Source organism: Streptococcus bovimastitidis, from assembly GCF_001885095.1.
GTDB lineage: Bacteria > Bacillota > Bacilli > Lactobacillales > Streptococcaceae > Streptococcus > Streptococcus bovimastitidis.
In genome coordinates this window covers 997,068-1,017,275 of the sequence record NZ_LZDD01000001.1, presented here as the reverse complement: position 1 = coordinate 1,017,275, position 20,208 = coordinate 997,068, and the positions used below count along the sequence as shown (strand labels likewise).

The following is a 20,208-nucleotide window of genomic DNA, read 5'->3' as shown; positions in this document are numbered from 1 at the left end:
GATTTTGATCTTTTTAAATGTTATTTTTTGTCATTAAATAGAGAAAATAGGGAGCACCGATGATTGACATGATAATCCCTGTTGGAATGTTACTTCCGACCAAGAAGACTCTTGTAATGGTATCTGCTAGTAAGAGTAAAATCATACCAATTAGGGCGCTTAGGGGAAGATTTAGCCGGTGGTCGTCACCAACCAATTGACGACTGAGGTGCCCTGCCATGAGGCCAATGAAGGCAATATTGCCAATTAAGATGACACTCAAGGCTGCTAAACAAGAAGCAAGCAGTAAGGCCAGCTCACGTTCTCGCCGCAAGTTTAGACCAAGACCGAGTGCTGTTTCTTCTGATAGCCCCATAATATTCCATTGGTAGGCCCGTCGATAGGACAGCAGCCAAAGGATAAGCATTAGGGGCATGATGAGCATGAGGCTAGGCCAGTCATCGCCGGTAATCCGTCCACTCAACCAGTTAACGATATAGTCCACTTTATAGGGATTAACATTACCAACTAAGGCAATCATCAAACTGGATAACATCATAGATAGACCAACACCGGTAATAATCAGGGTGACAGGGTTAAGGGGAGCACTTTTAGAACTGGACATGAGATAGACCAGAGTAACCGTTAGGAGTGCTCCTAACATGGCAAATAGAGGCAGCAAATAAAGACTTTGCGAACTTGCCATGAAATCAAATATGGTAAAGACCGTTATCACCAAACCCGCTCCAGCATTGATTCCTAAAATACCGGAATCAGCCAGAGGATTTTTGGTCAGGCTTTGCAAAATAATACCTGAGATGGCAAGTGAGGCTCCACCAAAGAGGGCAGCAAGTAGCCTAGGGAGGCGAATCTTGGTGATGATAAAGACCAAAGCAGAATCGGCTTTTCCAGTCAATAAGTCAATCAGTGTCGTCGCTGAAAAGGAACTGTCGCCGATTGAGAGCGACAGCAGAATCAGAAGACTTAAAGTGACGAGTAGTCCAAGACTAAGTTTTCTGGACTTTTTATGTCTCATAGCTTATCTCCTTTGCGAACCAACCATAAGAAAGCAGGAAAGCCAATCAAACTGACCAGGGCTGTTAGGGGTGTCTCCACGGGGGGATTGATTGCTCGGCAAAGCAAATCGACAAGCAGTAAAAAAGTAGAACCAGTCAAAGCAATCAAAGGCAGGCTGAGCTGATAAGTTTGCGGGATATATTTTTTGATCAGGTGAGGGATAATTAACCCCACAAAAGCAATACTTCCTGCTAAGGCGACAGCTGCAGCTGAAAGTATTAAAACCAGTGCCATCAAAATCAGGGTCATCTTAATAGTGGATTGTCCTAAAGCCTTAGCTTGGTTCTCGTTGAGATTTAGGATGGTTAATTGATAAGATAGGAGCTGGGCAATCATTAGTGCTGTCAGAATTAAGGGGGCTACATAAGCAATCATTTTCCAATTAGTGGCCACTAGGCCACCAGCCTGCCATCCTATAATGGCGTTAGCCAAATGAAAATAATTAGTGATGGCCTGGCCTAATGCCATAAATAAGGTCGATACCATAGCACCAGCTAAGATTAGCCGCAGTTGTTGGTAACCTCGCCCAACTTGATAGGAAAGACCAAAGATGATGAGACTGGCCAGACTTGCTCCTATTAGGCAGACTAAAATGATTAGTGAGTAGTGCAAATGATGGAAGATGGCATAGGCAATGACCAGGGCCAGTCCGGCTCCGCTATTGACCCCTAATAGACCAGGGTCAGCAATAGGATTTCGTGTTATGCCCTGCATGAGTGCACCGGAGACGGCTAAGGCCGCTCCAACTAGGATAGCTCCAATGATTCTTGGAAGGCGTAGGTTCCAAAGGATGGTACTTTGTCTGCTATTGTCTGATTGATTAAAAAGAATATGCAGGAGTTCCTCATGGCTTAAGCTTTTGGCACCGAAACGGAGGCTCAAATAGAAGACCACTAAGAAACTAATGCTGATAAAAGCTAAAAGGAGGTAGAAATCCTGCTTTTGCTTTGTGGCTGCCAATTGTGGCTTTCTTAAGGTCAACATGAGCAATCCTTTCTTATTACTTGTTTGCTAAAATGGCTTTTTTCAAGGTCTTTAGCTCATATTCCAAAGAAAGTGGATCAGTGAAGTAGAAGGTATTGGCATTGACCTTAATAATCTGTTTTTTCTGAACGGCAGGCAGATTTTTCCAGATTTGGCTTTCATATAATGCAGCACCAGTTTTTTCATCTTCGGCTGCGACGACGACATAGTCGCCAATATAATCTGGTAAGACTTCTTGGGAAATAGAAAGATAGCCTTTAGGGAAAACCTCTTTTTCCACTTTATCTGGCGCTTTATAGCCGAAAGCCTGATGAATGATTTCGCCCCCACGGCCCCAATCCTTACCAAAGAGATAGATTTCTTTTTCATAGAGTCCCATGATGGTAAAAGTAGCATTTTTGCCAGTGACAGCTTTGACTTCTTTAGATAATGCACTTGTCTTTTGTTTCCAGTCATTTAACCATTGATCGGTTTCTTTGCTCTTATTGAAGACCTTACCGAAATCAGAAAAGACTTGAAGGTAGTCGTGTTTACGGTATTCTATTGAAATTGTTGGTGCAATTTCAGCCAATTGCTCTTGATTCTCTTCAGTTGAACCAACGATTATAAGATCAGGTTTCAGAGCTGTGATAGCTTCTAAATCAGTTGCAGAAACAACTTTAGCATTTTTGATATATTTCTTTAAAACGGGATTCTTTTGATCGTAAGAGGTCACCCCAACAAGATTTAGGTCTAATTTGGCAAGGTAACCAGTATAAGTTGAAGATAATGAAATCACGCGCTTAGGATTTTCAGGCACTTGACCTTTATAGGTGAAGCCGGAAATCTTAGGCATTTTTGAGATGACAAGTTTATCATCCTTAGCATTTTGCGGATTGCTTGAACAAGCAACTAATAAAAAGCAACTTGCAAGTACTGCTATAAAGGCAAACATTTTTTTCATAATACTATTCTCCTAGTATAAAATTTATATGAGTTGATAAGTCAACATAATGGGGCAATGGTATATAGGATCTTCCACAATCTGAGCTTCAATGGCAAAGGTGTCTTGAATAACTTTTGCAGTCATAATCTCAGCAACACTTCCTTGTTTAATGATTGCCCCCTCTTTCATGGCAATCATTTGGTCTGAGTAGCGTGCAGACAGGTTTAAATCGTGTAAAACCATGATAATGGTTTTATGTGACTTCTCTACTAAATCTTTCAATAAATCTAGTACTTCAATTTGATGGTTAAGGTCTAGATAAGTAGTTGGTTCATCTAAAAAAATGGTATCGGTATCTTGGGCTAAAGCCATAGCTATCCAAACCCTTTGTTTCTGACCGCCAGAAAGGGAATCAACATCGTCATAACGTAAGTCATTTAACTTACTAATAGTAAGTGCCCAGTTAATAATTTGATGATCTTCAGTACTGAGGCGTCCCAATTGATTGAGGTGAGGGTAACGACCGTAAGAAACCAGTTCATAGACAGTGATGCCAGAGTTGACTTCTTGACTTTGAGGTAAGAGGGCCATTTTTTTAGCAACTTCCTTTGTTGGTAACGAAGAGATGGCTTGACCATCAATCACTACTTGGCCATCGGCCAGGGGAAGAATCCTTGTTAATGCTTTGAGCAAAGTTGATTTGCCACAACCATTAGCACCAATAATTGTTGTCAGTTTCTGTTCAGGAAAATCAAGTGATAAATTTGAAATAATGGTTTTTTTATCATATTGAAGGCTGAGATTTTTTGCTTGAATGGTTGCCATTTGTGCACCTCCTATCAGCATTTATTTTTGCTAAAAGCTATTTCATTATAGCATATCAGAATGGCTTAACATAGGCTTTTCTTTCACTTTTCTTATTTTTTTAAAAGAAAATGAGACACTTTAGAATGGTTAAAAAGAGTAGCAAGAATCATTCTAAAAGACCCCGTTTGAGATGAGATTTTCAGATAATGAATGCATGAATTGTGGAGAGTAAGTATCGAAAAATAAATTGGTAACTGACTTACTTCATTCAGATGAAAAAAGGTCTTTATACAAGAGGGAATAATATCACTGCCTAGATAAGAGAAAAAACATAAGTCCATGGACTTATGTTTTAATGAATTATAGGTTTTCCATAAATGCTTGGGCGATGGCATAGTCACCAGCATATTCCATCTTTTGACCATTAACAATTTGATAAGCATCCGCCCCTTTACCCGAAATAATCAAGGCATCTCCTTCTTGACGACAGTAAGCCAAACCAGCTTTAATAGCTTGTTCACGATCAACAATGATCTCAAGTGGCCGCTCTACATGGCTAGCAATTTCTTCTGATATGGCTTGTGGACTCTCATAGTTAGGATCATCAGCTGTTAAAATAACATCAATGGCAGGGTGATTACTGATAACTTTTCCGAAATCTGCACGACGGCTTTCACCCTTGTTTCCAGTAGCACCAATAATTAAGGTTATTTTACCTTTTTGGTGGGTTTCCACTACGGAAACTAATTTTTCCAAACTATCACCATTATGGGCGTAGTCTACAAAGACTTTAGCACCGCTTGGATGGTTCAAGACTTCCATCCGACCTGGTACACTGGTCGCGGCAATCCCATTTTTGATATCCTCAAGGCTGGCCCCTAATCGAAGGGCAGCCAGGCCGGCAGCAATGGCATTTTCTTGATTGAAGTGACCAATTAAATTGGTTTGGTAATCACCTGCCAATTTGCCAGTAGCTGTGAAGCTGAAGGCTTGGCTATTAAGAATGGTGTTTTCGGAATCAGCACCATAAAAATCTTGGTCTTGATCGGCTACTTGCTCCTTGAGGATTTGGAAATGATCCATGCCGCTATTTATGATCACAGCTCGGCTATTTTCCATCAAAAGACGTTTGTGATAGAAATAGTCTTCAAAGGTTGGGTGCTCAATTGGACCAATATGGTCAGGGCTAATGTTCAGGAAGACGCCAACATCAAAAGTGAGGCCATAGACACGACCAACTAGATAAGCCTGGCTTGAAACCTCCATAATCAGGTGAGTCATGCCATTTGCTACACATTCAGCCATCATTTTAAAGAGGTCTAAACTTTCTGGTGTTGTCAACTGGGACTTGAAAAAAGTCTTACCATCTAGGGTTGTGTTCATAGTCGACAACATGGCTGGTTTATGCGATTCTTTTAAAATATGGTAGGCATAGTAAGCAGAGGTTGTTTTCCCTTTAGTTCCGGTAAATGCCAAAAGTTTTAATTTATCCTGAGGATCACCATAAAAAGTCATGGCAATAATGGACATGGCTTGTTTGATGTCATTGACAAGGATAGCTGGGATAGACAAACCATAATCAACTTCTGAGACATAAGCAGGTAGGCCTTCCGCAAGTGCAGTTTCCAAATACTCAGCCTTGAAGTTTGCTCCTTTAGCAAAAAATAAGGTTTTGTCATCAACTTGGCGGCTATCATAGCTCAGTTGATCAAAAGCTAATCCTGAAAAATTATAGTAATAGGTGTCATTTGAAATGACCTCACGAAAATTGTGATCAGCTTTCAAGAGGTCAATTATAGTTTCGATTCTTATCATAATTCTTATTTTATCTTTTATGTTTCAGATTTACAAGTAACTAGCAAAAGTTTATAATAGTTCTATTATAAGAAGAAAGAATTATTATGGATAAGAAGAAAAAAGAACTGACACAAGAAGAACTGATGTTGCAGGGGACAGTTTGGTCGACAGCTAGTAACTTTATTAGTCGCTTGCTAGGTGTCATCTACATCATCCCTTGGTTAATTTGGATGGGCCAACATGCGACACAAGCCAACGCACTCTTTAATATGGGCTATAATGTATATGCCTATTTTTTGTTGATTTCAACAACGGGGCTCAATGTTGCCATCGCTAAACAAGTTGCCAAGTACAACTCCCTCAACCAGAAAGAACATAGCTACCAACTGATTCGTACGACCTTGAAATTAATGGTCATTTTAGGCTTGATTTTCTCAGTCACCATGTACCTGACCTCACCTATTTTTTCAAGTATGTCAGGGTCTGACGGGCAACTCATCCCGATTATGCACAGCCTTTCTTTAGCTGTCTTTATCTTCCCGGTCATGAGTGTCATCCGAGGTATTTTCCAAGGGCACAATAATATTAAACCTTATGCTCTTAGTCAAATCGCTGAACAGATTATCAGGGTCATTTGGATGTTAACAGCCACCTTTATGATTATGAAGATGGGTTCTGGGGATTACCTTCATGCTGTTACTCAGTCAACCTTTGCCGCCTTTATCGGGATGATTGCCAGTATGGCTGTTCTGGTATTCTACTTAACCAAAGAAGGTTTATTGAGAGCCATTCTTGCTAAACCAAAACAGGATGTGCCAATCGACGCCAAAGGACTACTCTTTGAGACGTTGAAAGAATCCATTCCTTTTATCATTATTGGTAGTGCCATCCAAGCTTTCCAATTGATTGATCAATGGACCTACTCAAACACCATGTTGCTTTTTACCAATTACAGCAAAGAGCAACTCTTGATTCAATTTGGTTACTTTAATGCCAACCCAGCTAAGATCACCATGATTTTGATTGCTGTTGCGGCCTCAATTGGTGGTGTTGGGATAGCCCTCTTGACAGAGAACCACATTAAAAAAGATAAAAAGGCTTCCGCAAAACTGATCATTAATAATATCGTCATGCTAATGATTTTCTTACTACCAGCTTTAACGGGTGCTATCATCTTAGCACGCCCGCTTTATTCCGTTTTCTACGGTTTTAGCTCAGCAGAAGCCATTACCCTATTTAGAGCTGTTCTCTTACAGACCGTATTCTTAGCCTTTTATACTTTATTGGCTCCAATGCTACAGGCTCTATTTGAAAATCGCAAAGCCTTATATTACTTTGCTTATGGGATAATTACCAAACTGGTTCTTCAGGTACCCTTAATATATCTATTTCATGCTTATGGACCAATCTTAGCAACAGCCCTAGGTCTTTTGGTACCCGTTTTCCTTATGTATAAACGCCTGCATCAAGTAACCAACTTTAACCGTAACTTGCTCTACAAACAAATTACCTTGATTGCTATTTTAACAGCCATTATGGGAATTGTCGTAGGTATCAGTAATTGGCTGCTAGGCTTCATCTTTGTGCCAACTGGACGCCTGTCAAGCGTCTTGTATCTTCTCATCATAGGTGTAATTGGAATTCTGGTCTATGGTTATTTAACACTGGCGACACATCAACTGGATAAATTAATTGGCCATAAGGCAGAAATACTGAGACAAAAATTGAGAATGAACTAATTAATATAGAAGAAAAGAACAGGCGACCGCTTTAGAGTGGATTCTAACTGTTCTTTTTTTCATGGGGCTGATGCAATTGTTTTCAAGCAGAGCCAGGGCTAGTTAGCCTAAAGCTCGAGCTTGATATCTAAAGAAATTTCCTTAAAATGAAAAATTCCTCAGCAAAGAGCAATGATTTTTGGTATAATGTGTAGGGAAAAAATAGAAAGAAGGACATATCTACCATGGGAAAATGCCAAGTTATTTCACATCCACTTATTCAGCACAAACTGTCAATTTTGCGCAGAGAGGATACTTCAACCAAAAATTTCCGCGAGTTAGTTAACGAAATTGCCATGTTAATGGGTTATGAAGTGTCACGTGATCTTCCATTAGAGGACGTTGAAATTCAAACACCTGTTGCTAAAACAGTTCAGAAACAATTAACAGGGAAAAAATTAGCCATTGTTCCAATTCTTAGAGCCGGTATCGGAATGGTAGATGGATTCTTAAGTCTCGTACCAGCTGCCAAAGTTGGACACATTGGTATGTACCGTGATGAAGAAACCTTAGAACCAGTTGAATACTTGGTTAAACTTCCTGAAGATATTGATCAACGCCAAATTTTTGTTGTTGACCCAATGCTTGCGACAGGTGGTTCAGCAATCTTAGCTGTAGATTCTTTGAAAAAACGTGGCGCAGCCAACATTAAATTTGTCTGCCTGGTGGCAGCTCCAGAAGGGGTTAAAAAATTACAAGAAGCCCATCCAGATGTTGACATCTTCACAGCAGCACTCGATGAAAAACTTAACGACCATGGCTACATCGTACCAGGCCTTGGTGACGCTGGCGATAGATTGTTTGGAACTAAGTAAAAAATGATCGAAAAAGCTTTCTAGTTTGTCTAGAAAGTTTTTTAAAAGCTATGTTTATTATTTGACCTAATTTGACCAAAAGATTATAATAAGGTCAGTCATAAAAAATAGATTTGTGGGAGAAGTGCCCTCAAAGAGTTTTAGATAGGAGAAGTTTATGATTCCTGTAGTTATTGAACAAACAAGTCGTGGTGAACGCTCATATGACATTTATTCACGCTTATTAAAAGATCGTATTATTATGTTGACTGGTCCAGTGGAAGACAATATGGCCAATTCTATTATTGCCCAATTATTATTCCTTGATGCTCAAGATAATACCAAAGATATTTATCTTTATGTTAATACACCTGGTGGTTCGGTTTCAGCTGGTTTAGCAATTGTTGATACCATGAACTTTATCAAGTCTGATGTCCAAACCATCGTTATGGGGATGGCAGCATCAATGGGTACTATCATTGCCTCATCTGGAACAAAAGGCAAACGATTCATGTTACCAAATGCTGAATACTTGATTCACCAACCTATGGGTGGTGCTGGAAGCGGTACACAACAAACAGATATGGCTATTGTTGCAGAACAATTGCTTAAAACACGTAAACGCTTAGAAAAAATCTTAGCTGATAACTCAGGTAAGACCATCAAACAAATTCATAAAGACGCTGAACGTGATTACTGGATGGATGCTAAAGAAACACTTGAATATGGCTTCATCGATGAAATCATGGAAAACAATGAATTAAAATAGACCTTTAAACACTGAAATTGCTTTTCAGTGTTTTTTAACATAAATGTAACATATTCTTTCGTATTGGTGAAAAACCCTATAAGTCAGGCTTTATATTAAAACCTTAAAAAGACAAAATATTCAACATATGTTATAATAATAATTGTATCCAAACATCAAATGATGATTTGGGGAGAGAGAAAAGAGGTATCATCTGGGGGGATGATATCTTTTTCAAGCTCTAAGAGAGATTTAAAGAAAAAGGTCTTTTGACTGCTTAAAAAACCTTAATTTATGGTATAATCGACTTATGTTAGTCATTAACCAAGATCTTCTAGTTATCGATGATGCTATTGATAGATTGGTAGAAGATATAAAGAAAACGGGGGAGTTTCAAAGCTATCTTGAGGTTAAAAGACATTTTACAAATGACCCAGATCTCCAAAGAGAAATTGGTTCCTTTCAAATTTTAGTGAGAGAGTTTTCAGATCAGGATAAATATGCCTCTTATCGACCTGAAAGTAAGATGCTAAAAAAACTACTTCTAGCTAAAAAAAGAGAGCTTGATTTAAACCCACTTGTGGTTGCTTTAAGACTTGCAGAAGTTGATTTGCAGGCTGTTTTAGCGAGCATCACTAATCAGGTTGCCCATCAAGTATCGGAAACCATTTATGTTGATAGTGGTCTGCCCTTAGCTACCCGACACGAAAAAGTCTCACGTGGTATTTATCAAAATATTAAAGAAAAGGATATAGCATGTTTGAACGACAAAAAAGAGTTGGAATAATTGTCTATTTATATTACAACCGTGATGCACGAAAAGTACTAAAGTTTGGTGACCTTCATTACCATTCGAAAAAATCACGATATCTCGTTTTATATGTCAATGATGAAGACGTTCAAGAAAAAGTTAAAGAAATTAGTAAATTTAAGTTTGTCAAAGAAGTGATTGTATCTGAATTTGAAGCGTTAGATCATAATTTTGTCGGTAATTTACATCGTCAAGAAGAAGTAGTTGCGGAATAAATAGGAATGTAGAAACTAGGAATTCAATCTCCTAGTTTCTTTTTTTCTTAATGTTTTTTTTGAAGAAATTAAGTTTGAACTATTGACAATTTTCTGATAATTCTGTATTCTTAGATACATATTATTTTAGACTGTATGAGGAAATGCGATATGTCAAAGAAAATTCTTGCGATAACTCTTAGCTGCTTAGCCCTTCTTGCCTTGACAGCTTGTGATGCGGCGCCTCCAAGTAGTACATCAAATGCCAAGGGAACAAAAATTGGAAAAACCATTAAAATTGGCTTAAATTTAGAATTAACAGGTCCGGTTTCGGCATATGGCTCAGCAGAAAAAGTTGGTGCTAAGATGGCCGTGGCGGAAATTAATCAGGCTGGTGGTATCAATGGTAAAAAGCTAGAAATTGTTTCCAAAGATAATAAATCCGAAAATGCGGAATCCGCAACAGTAACCACTAGTTTAGCAACCCAGGATAATGTCAATGTCATTGTTGGGCCAGCCACATCAGGAGCTGCAGCCGCAGCATCACCAAATGCAACAGCCGCAGCAGTACCTCTAATTACGCCTTCTGGGACACAAGATGACTTGACTATTGCAAAAGATGGAAAAACGTATGACTACATCTACCGGGCAACTTTTATTGATTCCTATCAAGGGGATGTCCTATCTAAATTTGCGACAGATCATTTAAAATCTAAAAAAGTGGCCCTCTTTTATGATAATTCAAGTGATTATGCTAAAGGGATTGCTAAACGCTTTAAGAAAGTTTATCAAGGAAAAATTATTTCTGAATCAACCTATCAATCAGGGGATACAGACTTCCAGTCAGCCTTAACCAAAATCAAAAATCAAAACTTTGACACCATTATTATGCCGGGCTATTACCAGGAAACAGGAACCATTATTAAGCAGGCGCGTGAGATGGGAATAACAGTACCAATCGTCGGTCCTGATGGTTTTGCGGACGCTAAACTGGTGGAACTGGGCGGTAAAGACAACGTCACTAATGTCTACTATCTCTCAGGCTACTCAGAATCCATTTCTAAAAAAGCAGCCGCCTTCGCTAAACATTATAAAAGGCGTTACGGGCAAGAACCTTCGATGTTCGCAGCCCTAGCTTACGATTCTGTCTATATGGCAGCGGAAGCTGCAAAAGACGCCAAAAGTTCTAAAGACATCTCCAAAGGGATTGCCAAATTGCAAAATTTTGAAGGGGTGACAGGAACCATGTCGGTCGATAAGAAGCACAATCCGATTAAATCTGTCACCGTTATCGGATTGACAAAAGGAAAAGAAAGCTCAACCACTGTTATTGCTGCTGAGTAAAAGTATAAGAAGAAAGATGGGTAGATAAATGCTACAACAACTTGTCAATGGCCTGATTTTGGGCAGTGTCTATGCCCTTTTGGCCCTGGGTTACACCATGGTCTACGGCATCATTAAATTAATTAACTTTGCCCATGGGGATCTCTTTATGATGGGAGCCTTTATTGGCTACTTCCTCATTAATCATTTCCACCTCAATATCTTTGTGGCCCTCTTGTTGACCATGCTGATTACAGCTTGTCTGGGCATGTTGATTGAATTCTTGGCTTATCGCCCTTTGCGTAACTCAACGAGAATCGCTGCGCTAATTACCGCCATCGGCGTTTCCTTCCTCCTAGAATACGGAATGGTTTATCTAGTGGGAGCAGAGGCTAGGGCCTTTCCACAAGCACTAAAAACGGTCAAATACACACTGGGACCAGTTAGCATTAGTAACGTTCAGCTGATTATCTTGTTTGTATCGCTAATGCTAATGTTAGGCTTGCAATTCATAGTTAAACAAACCAAAATGGGCAAGGCCATGAGGGCAGTCTCTGTCGATAGTGATGCTGCCCAACTGATGGGGATCAACGTGAATTCAACCATTAGCTTCACCTTTGCTTTAGGCTCTGCTTTAGCTGGAGCTGCGGGTGTCCTAATTGGTTTATATTACAACTCAATAAACCCATTGATGGGAATGACACCAGGGATCAAAGCCTTCGTCGCAGCGGTTCTGGGTGGAATTGGGATTATCCCTGGTGCTGCCCTAGGTGGCTTCATGATAGGTCTTATTGAAACTATTTCGGTTACTCTTGGCTTCTCTAGTTACCGTGACGCCATTGTTTATGCAGTCTTAATCATCATTTTATTAATAAGACCTGCAGGGCTTTTAGGCAAAAATATTAAGGAAAAGGTGTAAGGATGACAAAAAATATCAAATCCATAACTGCTTGGTTTGCCATTATTGTGCTAACCTTTATCGTCCTCTCTTTCTTAATCGGTAGCAGTATTTTGGGACCTTATTATGTGCAAATCTTGATGGGTATTGGAATATCAATCATTATGGCCATGGGTACCAATTTGGTTCTCGGTTATTCAGGTCAATTTCCACTTGGTCAAGCTGGTTTTATGGCCATCGGTGCCTATGCAACAGCCATTTTTACAAATTATATGCCAACTTATGTCGGTTTTTATATCTCCATGTTATTAGGAGTTTTAGTTGCCGGTTTAATCGCCGTTCTTGTTGGTTTTCCGACTCTTCGCTTGAAAGGGGATTACCTTGCTATTGCGACACTGGGTGTTGCGGAAATTATTCGGATTGCCATTGTTAATGGTGGCGAAGTGACTAACGGTGCTGCTGGTCTAACGGGAATTCTCCGCTATACAACATGGCCAGTTGTTTTTATCTTTGTGGTCTTAATTGCACTTTTAATGCTTAACTTTTTAAGATCTTCAACTGGACGGCAAGTCATTTCCATTCGTGAGGATGAAATTGCAGCAGAGTCAATGGGTGTAAACACAACAAAGATTAAAGTCATGACTTTCGCTTTGGCTGCTATGACAGCAAGTATTGCCGGTTCTCTCTATGTTGGTTACATTGGGACAGTAGTTCCCAAAGACTTTACTATTATGCGGTCTATTGATTACTTAATTATTGCAGTATTAGGTGGACTGGGTTCAATGACTGGAACCATTGTGGCGGCTATCGTCCTTGGTGCCTTAAATATGTATTTGCAAAGTTTGTCCGATATTCGGATGATCATCTATTCTTTAGCTCTCATCTTGGTAATGGTCTTTAGACCAGGTGGACTCCTAGGGACCAAAGAATTGAAATTGTCAGCATTCTTTAATAAGCAAAAGGAGGGCAAGTAAATGGCACTTCTTGAAGTATCACATTTAAGCAAACATTTTGGTGGGCTGACAGCTGTTGGCGATGTCACCATGGAACTACATGAAGGTGAATTAGTTGGCCTAATCGGACCAAATGGCGCTGGTAAAACCACTTTGTTCAACCTTTTAACCGGAGTCTATGTTCCTAGTGAGGGAACCGTTACACTTGATGGGACAGTCCTCAATGGTAAAACACCTTATAAAATTGCCTCTTTAGGCTTATCGAGAACCTTTCAAAATATCCGTTTATTCAAGGATATGACTGTTTTAGATAATGTCTTAATCGGCTTAGCCAATCAAGAAAAAAGTAACCTCTTTGCAAGTCTCTTACGCTTACCAAGTTTCTATCAAAAAGAGGCGGAGCTAAAAGAAAAAGCATTGAACTTATTAGCCATCTTCAACCTAGACCAAGAGGCAGAAACGTTAGCGCGGAATCTTCCTTATGGGCAACAAAGACGTTTGGAAATCGTTCGTGCACTTGCTACAAAGCCTAAAATTCTCTTTTTGGATGAACCAGCAGCAGGCATGAACCCACAGGAAACAGCAGATTTAACCGCTCTAATTCGTCAAATCAAAAATGACTTTGGCATGACCATCATTTTAATTGAACATGATATGTCTTTAGTTATGGAAGTGACGGAACGAATCTATGTTTTAGAATACGGCCGTCTAATCGCCCATGGGACACCAAAAGAAATCAAAAATAATAAGCGGGTTATTGAAGCCTACTTGGGAGGAGAACTCTAATGCCAATGTTATCAGTTGACCATTTATCTATTAACTATGGCGCTATTGAAGCTGTCAAAGATATTTCCTTCACAGTTGAAAAAGGTGAAGTTGTTACCCTTATCGGTGCTAATGGAGCCGGTAAAACCTCAATCCTGCGTTCCATTTCGGGACTTGTGAGACCAAGCCAAGGGAGTATCTCTTTTCTAGGTCAAGATATTCATAAAACAGCTGCTCGGAAAATTGTTTCTTTAGGTTTATCACAAGTACCAGAAGGACGTCATGTTTTTTCTGGCTTGACCGTTATGGAAAACTTAGAAATGGGAGCCTTTCTGATGAAAGATAAGGCAGAAAATCAAGAAAACTTAAAAATGATTTTCGACCGATTTCCACGTTTAGAAGAACGTAAAAACCAAGATGCTGCCACTCTGTCAGGTGGTGAGCAACAAATGTTAGCCATGGGAAGAGCTTTAATGAGCAAACCTAAATTATTGCTCTTAGATGAACCATCAATGGGTCTGGCTCCAATCTTTATCAATGAAATTTTCTCTATTATTAAGGATATCCAAAAACAGGGGATGACTGTCTTGTTAATCGAGCAAAATGCCAATAAGGCCTTATCCATAGCCGATCGTGCCTACGTTTTAGAAACTGGCAAGCTGGTATTATCAGGTAAGGGAACTGAACTTTTAGAATCAGATCAAGTCAAGAAAGCTTATTTAGGTGGCTAGGCTCTAAGTCATTGAAAGAGTGCTATACTATTTTTAGAAAAAGAAATGAGGAAGTCTTATGGCTGTCAAAGATTATATGACCAAGGATGTCATTACTATTACCCCTGAAACACGTGTTGCCCAAGCAGCAGATATTATGCGCGATCAAGACGTTCGCCGTCTTCCAGTCCTGTATAATGGCAAATTGGTTGGTCTGGTAACGGCTGGAACCATGGCTGACGCAACCCCATCAAAAGCAACCAGTCTCTCCATTTATGAAATGAACTACTTGCTCAATAAAACCAAAATCAAAGATATTATGCTGAAAAAGGTCATCACTATTGGTCCAGATGCCAGTTTAGAAGATGCCATCTATCTGATGTTGGAGCATAAAATTGGTGTCCTTCCAGTTATGCATGAGGAAAAACTCTGTGGTATCATTACCGACCGAGATGTTTTTAAGGCTTTTTTACATGTTTCAGGTTATGGAATGCAAGGTACTCGAATCGTATTAGAGGCTGATAATAAAGTTGGGATCTTAGCTAAAGTTTCAGAATCCATTTCTAAAGCTAAACTCAATATCGGTCGCATTGTTGCGGATAGCCGTGCGACTGGCAAAACAATTGTGGAAATTCAAATCGACGGCCAATGTGACCAAGCAAGTCTTAGTCAAGCCTTAGCTGATACAGGAGTAACCATTATTTCTGTAACTCCAACAGAGATAAAAGCTGACCTTAACTAAAGATTTCACTGCCTTTTCCAAAGGCAGTATTTTTTTTAGCTAAATTTTGGTAAAATAGTAATAATTAAAATTAAAGGAATCTATATGTCAAAAGGTAAATTAATCACATTCGAAGGTCCAGACGGCGCTGGAAAGACAACTGTTCTTGAAGCTATCATTCCATTATTAGAAAAAGCCGGTTATCAGGATATTATGACGACTCGGGAACCAGGTGGAGTAGCCATCGCCGAAAGCATCAGGGAAGTCATTTTGGATGTCAATAATACGGCTATGGATGCTAAAACAGAACTCTTACTTTATATCGCAGCTAGACGCCAACATTTGGTGGAAAAAGTCCTACCAGCTTTAGAAGCAGGAAAGATTGTTCTTGTTGATCGCTTCATTGATAGCTCTGTTGCCTACCAAGGAAGTGGTCGTGGCCTTGAAAAGATGGATATTCAATGGTTAAATGACTTTGCTACAGATGGTCTTAAACCAGATTTAACCCTATATTTTGATGTTACGGCTGAGGTTGGCTTAGCACGAATAGCTCAAAATAAAGACCGGGAAGTTAACCGTTTAGATTTAGAAAAAGTCGATATGCATTATCAGGTTCGCAATGGTTATTTACAGTTAGCCAAAGAAAACCTTGAGCGCATTGTGACTATCGATGCTTCAAAACCACTGAATCAGGTGATTGCGCAAGCTATTGCCACCATCCAAGAAAAACTATAAAAAAGGAGGATAGGATGACTGTTGAACAATTAGCACCCCAGGCTTTTGCCTCTTTTACTCAAATTCTTGCTAAAAAACGCCTCAATCATGCCTATCTTTTTGTCGGTGATTTCGCTAATTTGGATATGGCCCTTTATCTAGCTCAAGCAGTATTTTGTCAAGAGACCCAAGCGGGACTGCCATGTGGGCACTGTCGCTCCTGTCAGTTAATTGCAGCGAGGGAATTTTCTGATGTGACCTTATTGGAACCTAGTGGTCAGGTCATTAAAACAGAAGCAGTTAAGGAAATGATGAAAAACTTTTCGCGAACGGGATATGAGAGTGAAAAGCAAGTCTTCATTATCAAGGACAGTGAAAAAATGCATGTTAATGCAGCAAATGCCCTCTTAAAATATATTGAGGAGCCACAAAGCGATTCATACATCTTTTTGCTAACCAATGATGAAAATTTGGTTTTACCAACGATCAAGAGTCGGACGCAAATTTTCTATTTCCCCAAAAATGAAGCCCTTTTATCGCAACAGGCTCAGGAAGCCGGTTCCTTAAAAAGTCAGGCAGATATGTTAGCAAAATTAGCTAAAAATCCAAGTGACCTTGAAGGGCTCCTCAAAGATCCAAAATTGTTAGAGTGGATGACCATTTGCCAACGCTTTATTGGTCATTTATTAAAAAACCAGGACCAGGCCTATTTAGAAGTTAGTCGACTGGTCAGCATTGCACCCGAGAAGAAAGAACAAGACGTCATTTTAAAACTCTTAACTTATTACCTAGCTGCTGAGCATGGTCAAGATAGAGCCTTGCATTATTTAGATAGACTCTTTTTGGCTAGACAAATGTGGCAAAGTAATGTTTCTTTTCAAAATACATTAGAATTTATGGTGTTATCATGATTAGTACAATTGGTGTTCGTTTTGCAGAGTCGCCTGCAACAAAATATGTAAAAACAGAGACAGATTACCCACTAGATTCTTGGTTAGTGGTGAAAGAAGCTAAAGGTAATCAATTGGTTCAAGTCACCAAAGCGATGAAAGCTTTCAAAGAAAGTAACTTACCCAAAGATATGCCAGAAGTTATTCGACAAGCAAATGAGATGGACAAAAAAACTTTTCTAGCTAACCAAAACTTTGCCGAAAATTCCAAGGATCAAGTTCGTGACTTAATTGAACAAAATCAGTTGGATATGAAATTAATCGACATCTTTTTTCCTTTGGATAGAAATTATGTCTTAATCACATTTTCAGCAGATGAACGGGTAGATTTCCGTCAACTATTGAAAGATTTAGCTGCGCTTTTTAGAACGCGGATTGAATTGAGACAACTCAATAGTCGGGAAGAAGCAAAGGTCTATGGCGGCATTGGTCCATGTGGGCGTCCGATTTGTTGTTCTAGCTTTTTAGGAGAATTTCCGACAGTATCTATAAAAATGCTAAAAAACCAAAGTTTGTCCTTAAACTCTGGTAAAAATTTAGGCTATTGTGGACGTCTCTTATGTTGTCTCCAGTATGAAGATGATTTTTATAGCGATAGCAAGAAAAAATTCCCTGATTATGGGACAATTGTTGAAACAGATCAAGGTCCTGGTCGGGTAGTGGGCATCAATATTTTTGACGACACCCTAAAAATTATGGTAGATGAAAAACAAGCCGTTTTAACCTATCCATTAGAGGAGGTAAGTATTGGTAAATAAAAGAGAAATGTTTGATGCATTTGATGGATTTTCACAAAATCTAATGATTACCCTGGCTGAAAGTGAGGCCATTAAAAAACAAGTTCAAGCATTACTAGAAGAAAATACAGTATTACAAATTGAAAATAATAAATTGCGGGAACGCCTGAATCAACTGGAAAATGAACCAGTGGTTAAGACTACGACTAAACATGGAAAAGATCATTTGGAAGACATCTATGATGAAGGATTTCATATTTGCAATTTTTTCTATGGGCAAAGACGTGAGAACGATGAAGAATGCATGTTTTGTCGTGAACTATTAGATAGAAAGATTTAAGATGCAGATTCAAAAAAGCTTTAAAGAGCAAAAGACATCAGGAACACTTTATCTGGTACCAACACCAATTGGTAATCTCCAAGATATGTCCTATAGGGCTGTTCAAACCCTGAATGAAGTTGATTTTATCTGTGCAGAAGATACCCGTAATACCGGTATTCTTTTAAAACATTTTGACATCATTAACAAACAGATTGCTTTTCATGAACATAATGCATTTGAGAAAATTCCTCAACTGATTGCCCTATTAAAAGAAGGACATGATCTGGCGCAAGTTTCAGATGCCGGTATGCCCTCAATCTCTGATCCAGGACACGACTTGGTCAAAGCTGCCATTGCTGAAGATTTGACAGTGGTTGCCCTCCCAGGTGCTTCGGCCGGAATTACGGCTCTGATTGCTAGTGGTCTAGCCCCTCAACCTCATATTTTTTATGGTTTTTTACCGCGAAAAGCCGGACAGCAAAAAGCCTTTTTCCAAGAGAAAGAAGCTTACCCAGAAACACAAATTTTCTATGAATCTCCCTATCGCGTGACAGATACCCTTTCAAATATGTTGAGCGTCTACGGTGACCGCCAAGTTGTTTTAGTCAGGGAGTTGACCAAAATCTACGAAGAATATCAAAGGGGAAGTATCTCAGAACTCTTAGAATCCATTAGTGATAATCCACTCAAAGGAGAGTGTTTACTGATTGTTTCTGGCTTTGACAAAGACTTGAATGACCATGAAGCAGATATTGATTATCTGGCATTAATTGTGTCAGAAATTTCGGCCGGTAAAAAGCCAAACCAAGCAATCAAAGAAATTGCAAAAAAATATCAATTAAATAGACAAGAATTATACCAGGCTTATCATAATAATTGATAATAATCGAACAAAAAACTCTAATTTTCTAAAAATTAGAGTTTTTTTGTATTAAGAATGAGTTATTTACAAAAGTTTTACAAAAAAATGTATGGTTTTCATTTTAATTTTGTTATAATAAAGGTGTACAAGATGTACAGATTTATGGAAAAGAGGATTCAAAGAGATGACAAATGATGAAGCAGGACTATATGCTGTACTAGCTGTTTATGGTTTTTTGTTTATTTTAGTATTAATTTCATTACTCCTTCAAGTGATTGGCAATTGGCGTTTATTTGAAAAAGCAGAACAACCTGGTTGGCATGCGCTGATTCCAATATTAGGTGGTTTTACAAAGCATAAAATTACTTTTGGTGAAGGCAACAAATGGCTTTACTTTATTGGTTGGGCTTTTGCCATTTATTATGCATATACGCAATTTTGTTTTGTACGTGCCTTTGGCGGCTCAAAAGGGTTGGCAGTATTAAGTTTATTTTTCCCAGGAATTTCAACCTTAATTCTTGCCTTTGGTAAATCATACCATGAAAACAATTACCATCCAGTAGATCATATGATTAGATAATAAAAGAAAGCTCTTATGAGCTTTCTTTTTGTTTTTAATTGAGGAACAGTTTTGGTTTCGATTGAAAATTTGTTTAGTGGTACATGTTCTTATACAATCTTTGTTCCATGAACAATTGGGGTTCCAACCATTTGGCTAAGTTCTTCAGCATTTTCAGCAGTAACCCCACCACCGATCATGATTTCAATGCGATTGTCAGCATAGTCTACCAATTCTTTTAGATGGCTGATATTTTCCATGATATTATTGCTTTCAGCATGACCATGGGTAAGGATACGAACAAATCCTAAGTCGATTAAGTGATCCATGGCTGTTTTTTGTTCATCAGTTGAAATGTAATCAAATGCCATATGAAAGACCAAAGGCAAACCTTGACAAGCAGGTAGGAGTTGTTCAATAGCGTCAATGTCTAAGCGATTATCTTTTGTTAAACAGCCTAAAACTAAAGCATCAGATCCAGCTTCGATAGACTTAAGAATATCTTCTTCCATGGCTCTTAATTCAAGGTCGTTATAGACGAAATCGCCACCTCGAGGACGAATCATTGTAGCAACAGTGATGGATTTTTCATGGAGTAAGTCACAGGCTTCTTTGATGACGCCATATGAAGGTGTTGTTCCACCAACGGCTAAATTATCACAAAGTTCCACTCGGTTGACTTGATGATCTCCTAAGCCACTTAAATGGGTTAAATTTTCGGCACAAAATTCTTTTATTAACATGATTAACCTCCTAATCTGTTTTATTATACCATTTTTATGGTTGGAATAAAGACAGGA

At 38.9% G+C, this 20,208-nt stretch carries 23 protein-coding genes; 17 read left to right on the top strand and 6 right to left on the bottom strand.

What is annotated here, in order from left to right; translation table 11 throughout:
• Positions 1–13: 13 nt before the first annotated feature.
• The 5 genes from A9Q68_RS04985 to A9Q68_RS04965 form a co-directional block, all read right to left on the bottom strand.
• Positions 14–1,015 (bottom strand): FecCD family ABC transporter permease, encoded by a 1,002-nt coding sequence (locus tag A9Q68_RS04985; protein WP_071793590.1) that lies wholly within the window; start codon positions 1,013–1,015, stop codon positions 14–16.
• Entirely contained in the window at positions 1,012–2,040 is a 1,029-nt protein-coding gene (locus A9Q68_RS04980; RefSeq protein WP_071793589.1) for a FecCD family ABC transporter permease, read from the bottom strand. The genes A9Q68_RS04985 and A9Q68_RS04980 overlap by 4 nt, the downstream gene beginning before the upstream one ends.
• Before the next feature lie 16 nt (positions 2,041–2,056).
• Positions 2,057–2,983: an iron-hydroxamate ABC transporter substrate-binding protein gene (locus tag A9Q68_RS04975; protein ID WP_071793588.1), complete on the bottom strand. Its 927-nt coding sequence runs from the start codon at positions 2,981–2,983 to the stop codon at positions 2,057–2,059.
• 24 nt (positions 2,984–3,007) lie between these two features.
• On the bottom strand, positions 3,008–3,790 hold the full coding sequence (locus A9Q68_RS04970; RefSeq protein ID WP_071793587.1) for an ABC transporter ATP-binding protein: 783 nt from the start codon (positions 3,788–3,790) through the stop codon (positions 3,008–3,010).
• Between the two features lie 342 nt (positions 3,791–4,132).
• Positions 4,133–5,587, bottom strand: coding sequence for a UDP-N-acetylmuramoyl-L-alanyl-D-glutamate--L-lysine ligase (locus tag A9Q68_RS04965; RefSeq protein ID WP_071793586.1), 1,455 nt, complete (start codon positions 5,585–5,587; stop codon positions 4,133–4,135).
• Positions 5,588–5,673: 86 nt separating this feature from the next.
• Between A9Q68_RS04965 and A9Q68_RS04960 the strand changes: the two genes are divergently transcribed.
• From A9Q68_RS04960 to A9Q68_RS04880, 17 genes are all read left to right on the top strand, one after another.
• On the top strand, positions 5,674–7,308 hold the full coding sequence (locus A9Q68_RS04960) for a putative polysaccharide biosynthesis protein (protein WP_071793585.1): 1,635 nt from the start codon (positions 5,674–5,676) through the stop codon (positions 7,306–7,308).
• 224 nt (positions 7,309–7,532) lie between these two features.
• Positions 7,533–8,162 carry a uracil phosphoribosyltransferase gene (gene upp, locus A9Q68_RS04955; RefSeq protein WP_071793584.1) on the top strand — a complete coding sequence of 210 codons (630 nt, stop codon included), beginning with the start codon at positions 7,533–7,535 and terminating at the stop codon, positions 8,160–8,162.
• 157 nt (positions 8,163–8,319) lie between these two features.
• A complete protein-coding gene (gene clpP / locus A9Q68_RS04950; RefSeq protein ID WP_071793583.1) occupies positions 8,320–8,910 on the top strand; it encodes an ATP-dependent Clp protease proteolytic subunit ClpP in 591 nt (196 codons plus the stop codon).
• 289 nt (positions 8,911–9,199) lie between these two features.
• The gene (locus A9Q68_RS04945) at positions 9,200–9,676 is read left to right on the top strand and encodes a YlbF/YmcA family competence regulator (protein ID WP_071793582.1); all 477 of its coding nucleotides are present in this window, start codon (positions 9,200–9,202) and stop codon (positions 9,674–9,676) included.
• Complete coding sequence (locus A9Q68_RS04940) at positions 9,646–9,915, top strand: YlbG family protein (RefSeq protein ID WP_071793581.1); 270 nt, start codon at positions 9,646–9,648, stop codon at positions 9,913–9,915. Before A9Q68_RS04945 ends, A9Q68_RS04940 begins: the two co-directional genes overlap by 31 nt.
• A gap of 150 nt (positions 9,916–10,065) precedes the next feature.
• Positions 10,066–11,238, top strand: coding sequence for an ABC transporter substrate-binding protein (locus tag A9Q68_RS04935; protein ID WP_071793580.1), 1,173 nt, complete (start codon positions 10,066–10,068; stop codon positions 11,236–11,238).
• A gap of 28 nt (positions 11,239–11,266) precedes the next feature.
• Positions 11,267–12,136, top strand: a complete 870-nt coding sequence (locus A9Q68_RS04930) for a branched-chain amino acid ABC transporter permease (RefSeq protein ID WP_071793579.1) — start codon at positions 11,267–11,269, stop codon at positions 12,134–12,136.
• Between the two features lie 2 nt (positions 12,137–12,138).
• Positions 12,139–13,089 carry a branched-chain amino acid ABC transporter permease gene (locus A9Q68_RS04925; protein WP_071793578.1) on the top strand — a complete coding sequence of 317 codons (951 nt, stop codon included), beginning with the start codon at positions 12,139–12,141 and terminating at the stop codon, positions 13,087–13,089.
• Positions 13,090–13,854, top strand: a complete 765-nt coding sequence (locus tag A9Q68_RS04920) for an ABC transporter ATP-binding protein (RefSeq protein WP_071793577.1) — start codon at positions 13,090–13,092, stop codon at positions 13,852–13,854. It begins immediately after the preceding gene.
• The gene (locus A9Q68_RS04915; protein ID WP_071793576.1) at positions 13,854–14,564 is read left to right on the top strand and encodes an ABC transporter ATP-binding protein; all 711 of its coding nucleotides are present in this window, start codon (positions 13,854–13,856) and stop codon (positions 14,562–14,564) included. The genes A9Q68_RS04920 and A9Q68_RS04915 overlap by 1 nt, the downstream gene beginning before the upstream one ends.
• A gap of 58 nt (positions 14,565–14,622) precedes the next feature.
• The gene (locus A9Q68_RS04910) at positions 14,623–15,285 is read left to right on the top strand and encodes a CBS domain-containing protein (protein ID WP_071793575.1); all 663 of its coding nucleotides are present in this window, start codon (positions 14,623–14,625) and stop codon (positions 15,283–15,285) included.
• 84 nt (positions 15,286–15,369) lie between these two features.
• A complete protein-coding gene (tmk, locus tag A9Q68_RS04905; protein WP_071793574.1) occupies positions 15,370–15,999 on the top strand; it encodes a dTMP kinase in 630 nt (209 codons plus the stop codon).
• Between the two features lie 14 nt (positions 16,000–16,013).
• A complete protein-coding gene (locus A9Q68_RS04900) occupies positions 16,014–16,889 on the top strand; it encodes a DNA polymerase III subunit delta' (RefSeq protein WP_071793573.1) in 876 nt (291 codons plus the stop codon).
• Positions 16,886–17,686 carry a regulatory iron-sulfur-containing complex subunit RicT gene (gene ricT, locus A9Q68_RS04895; RefSeq protein ID WP_071793572.1) on the top strand — a complete coding sequence of 267 codons (801 nt, stop codon included), beginning with the start codon at positions 16,886–16,888 and terminating at the stop codon, positions 17,684–17,686. Before A9Q68_RS04900 ends, ricT begins: the two co-directional genes overlap by 4 nt.
• Before the next feature lie 7 nt (positions 17,687–17,693).
• The gene (yabA, locus tag A9Q68_RS04890) at positions 17,694–18,005 is read left to right on the top strand and encodes a DNA replication initiation control protein YabA (RefSeq protein WP_071793731.1); all 312 of its coding nucleotides are present in this window, start codon (positions 17,694–17,696) and stop codon (positions 18,003–18,005) included.
• 1 nt (position 18,006) lies between these two features.
• Positions 18,007–18,867 (top strand): 16S rRNA (cytidine(1402)-2'-O)-methyltransferase, encoded by an 861-nt coding sequence (rsmI, locus tag A9Q68_RS04885; protein ID WP_071793571.1) that lies wholly within the window; start codon positions 18,007–18,009, stop codon positions 18,865–18,867.
• Between the two features lie 166 nt (positions 18,868–19,033).
• On the top strand, positions 19,034–19,429 hold the full coding sequence (locus A9Q68_RS04880; RefSeq protein WP_071793570.1) for a DUF5684 domain-containing protein: 396 nt from the start codon (positions 19,034–19,036) through the stop codon (positions 19,427–19,429).
• Positions 19,430–19,518: 89 nt separating this feature from the next.
• Here the strand turns inward: A9Q68_RS04880 and A9Q68_RS04875 are convergent, their stop codons facing one another.
• Positions 19,519–20,151 (bottom strand): copper homeostasis protein CutC, encoded by a 633-nt coding sequence (locus A9Q68_RS04875; RefSeq protein WP_071793569.1) that lies wholly within the window; start codon positions 20,149–20,151, stop codon positions 19,519–19,521.
• Between the last annotated feature and the right edge of the window lie 57 nt (positions 20,152–20,208).

Coding starts and splice junctions, on each gene's coding strand:
- A9Q68_RS04980 (WP_071793589.1), bottom strand. CDS start 2,040: ATGTTGACCTTAAGAAAGCCACAATTGGCAGCCACAAAGCAAAAGCAG.
- A9Q68_RS04960 (WP_071793585.1), top strand. CDS start 5,674: ATGGATAAGAAGAAAAAAGAACTGACACAAGAAGAACTGATGTTGCAG.
- A9Q68_RS04880 (WP_071793570.1), top strand. CDS start 19,034: ATGACAAATGATGAAGCAGGACTATATGCTGTACTAGCTGTTTATGGT.
- clpP (WP_071793583.1), top strand. CDS start 8,320: ATGATTCCTGTAGTTATTGAACAAACAAGTCGTGGTGAACGCTCATAT.
- A9Q68_RS04970 (WP_071793587.1), bottom strand. CDS start 3,790: ATGGCAACCATTCAAGCAAAAAATCTCAGCCTTCAATATGATAAAAAA.
- A9Q68_RS04875 (WP_071793569.1), bottom strand. CDS start 20,151: ATGTTAATAAAAGAATTTTGTGCCGAAAATTTAACCCATTTAAGTGGC.
- A9Q68_RS04975 (WP_071793588.1), bottom strand. CDS start 2,983: ATGAAAAAAATGTTTGCCTTTATAGCAGTACTTGCAAGTTGCTTTTTA.
- A9Q68_RS04930 (WP_071793579.1), top strand. CDS start 11,267: ATGCTACAACAACTTGTCAATGGCCTGATTTTGGGCAGTGTCTATGCC.
- rsmI (WP_071793571.1), top strand. CDS start 18,007: ATGCAGATTCAAAAAAGCTTTAAAGAGCAAAAGACATCAGGAACACTT.
- A9Q68_RS04985 (WP_071793590.1), bottom strand. CDS start 1,015: ATGAGACATAAAAAGTCCAGAAAACTTAGTCTTGGACTACTCGTCACT.
- tmk (WP_071793574.1), top strand. CDS start 15,370: ATGTCAAAAGGTAAATTAATCACATTCGAAGGTCCAGACGGCGCTGGA.
- A9Q68_RS04965 (WP_071793586.1), bottom strand. CDS start 5,587: ATGATAAGAATCGAAACTATAATTGACCTCTTGAAAGCTGATCACAAT.
- A9Q68_RS04945 (WP_071793582.1), top strand. CDS start 9,200: ATGTTAGTCATTAACCAAGATCTTCTAGTTATCGATGATGCTATTGAT.
- A9Q68_RS04910 (WP_071793575.1), top strand. CDS start 14,623: ATGGCTGTCAAAGATTATATGACCAAGGATGTCATTACTATTACCCCT.
- A9Q68_RS04925 (WP_071793578.1), top strand. CDS start 12,139: ATGACAAAAAATATCAAATCCATAACTGCTTGGTTTGCCATTATTGTG.
- upp (WP_071793584.1), top strand. CDS start 7,533: ATGGGAAAATGCCAAGTTATTTCACATCCACTTATTCAGCACAAACTG.
- A9Q68_RS04915 (WP_071793576.1), top strand. CDS start 13,854: ATGCCAATGTTATCAGTTGACCATTTATCTATTAACTATGGCGCTATT.
- ricT (WP_071793572.1), top strand. CDS start 16,886: ATGATTAGTACAATTGGTGTTCGTTTTGCAGAGTCGCCTGCAACAAAA.
- A9Q68_RS04900 (WP_071793573.1), top strand. CDS start 16,014: ATGACTGTTGAACAATTAGCACCCCAGGCTTTTGCCTCTTTTACTCAA.
- A9Q68_RS04935 (WP_071793580.1), top strand. CDS start 10,066: ATGTCAAAGAAAATTCTTGCGATAACTCTTAGCTGCTTAGCCCTTCTT.
- A9Q68_RS04940 (WP_071793581.1), top strand. CDS start 9,646: ATGTTTGAACGACAAAAAAGAGTTGGAATAATTGTCTATTTATATTAC.
- A9Q68_RS04920 (WP_071793577.1), top strand. CDS start 13,090: ATGGCACTTCTTGAAGTATCACATTTAAGCAAACATTTTGGTGGGCTG.
- yabA (WP_071793731.1), top strand. CDS start 17,694: ATGTTTGATGCATTTGATGGATTTTCACAAAATCTAATGATTACCCTG.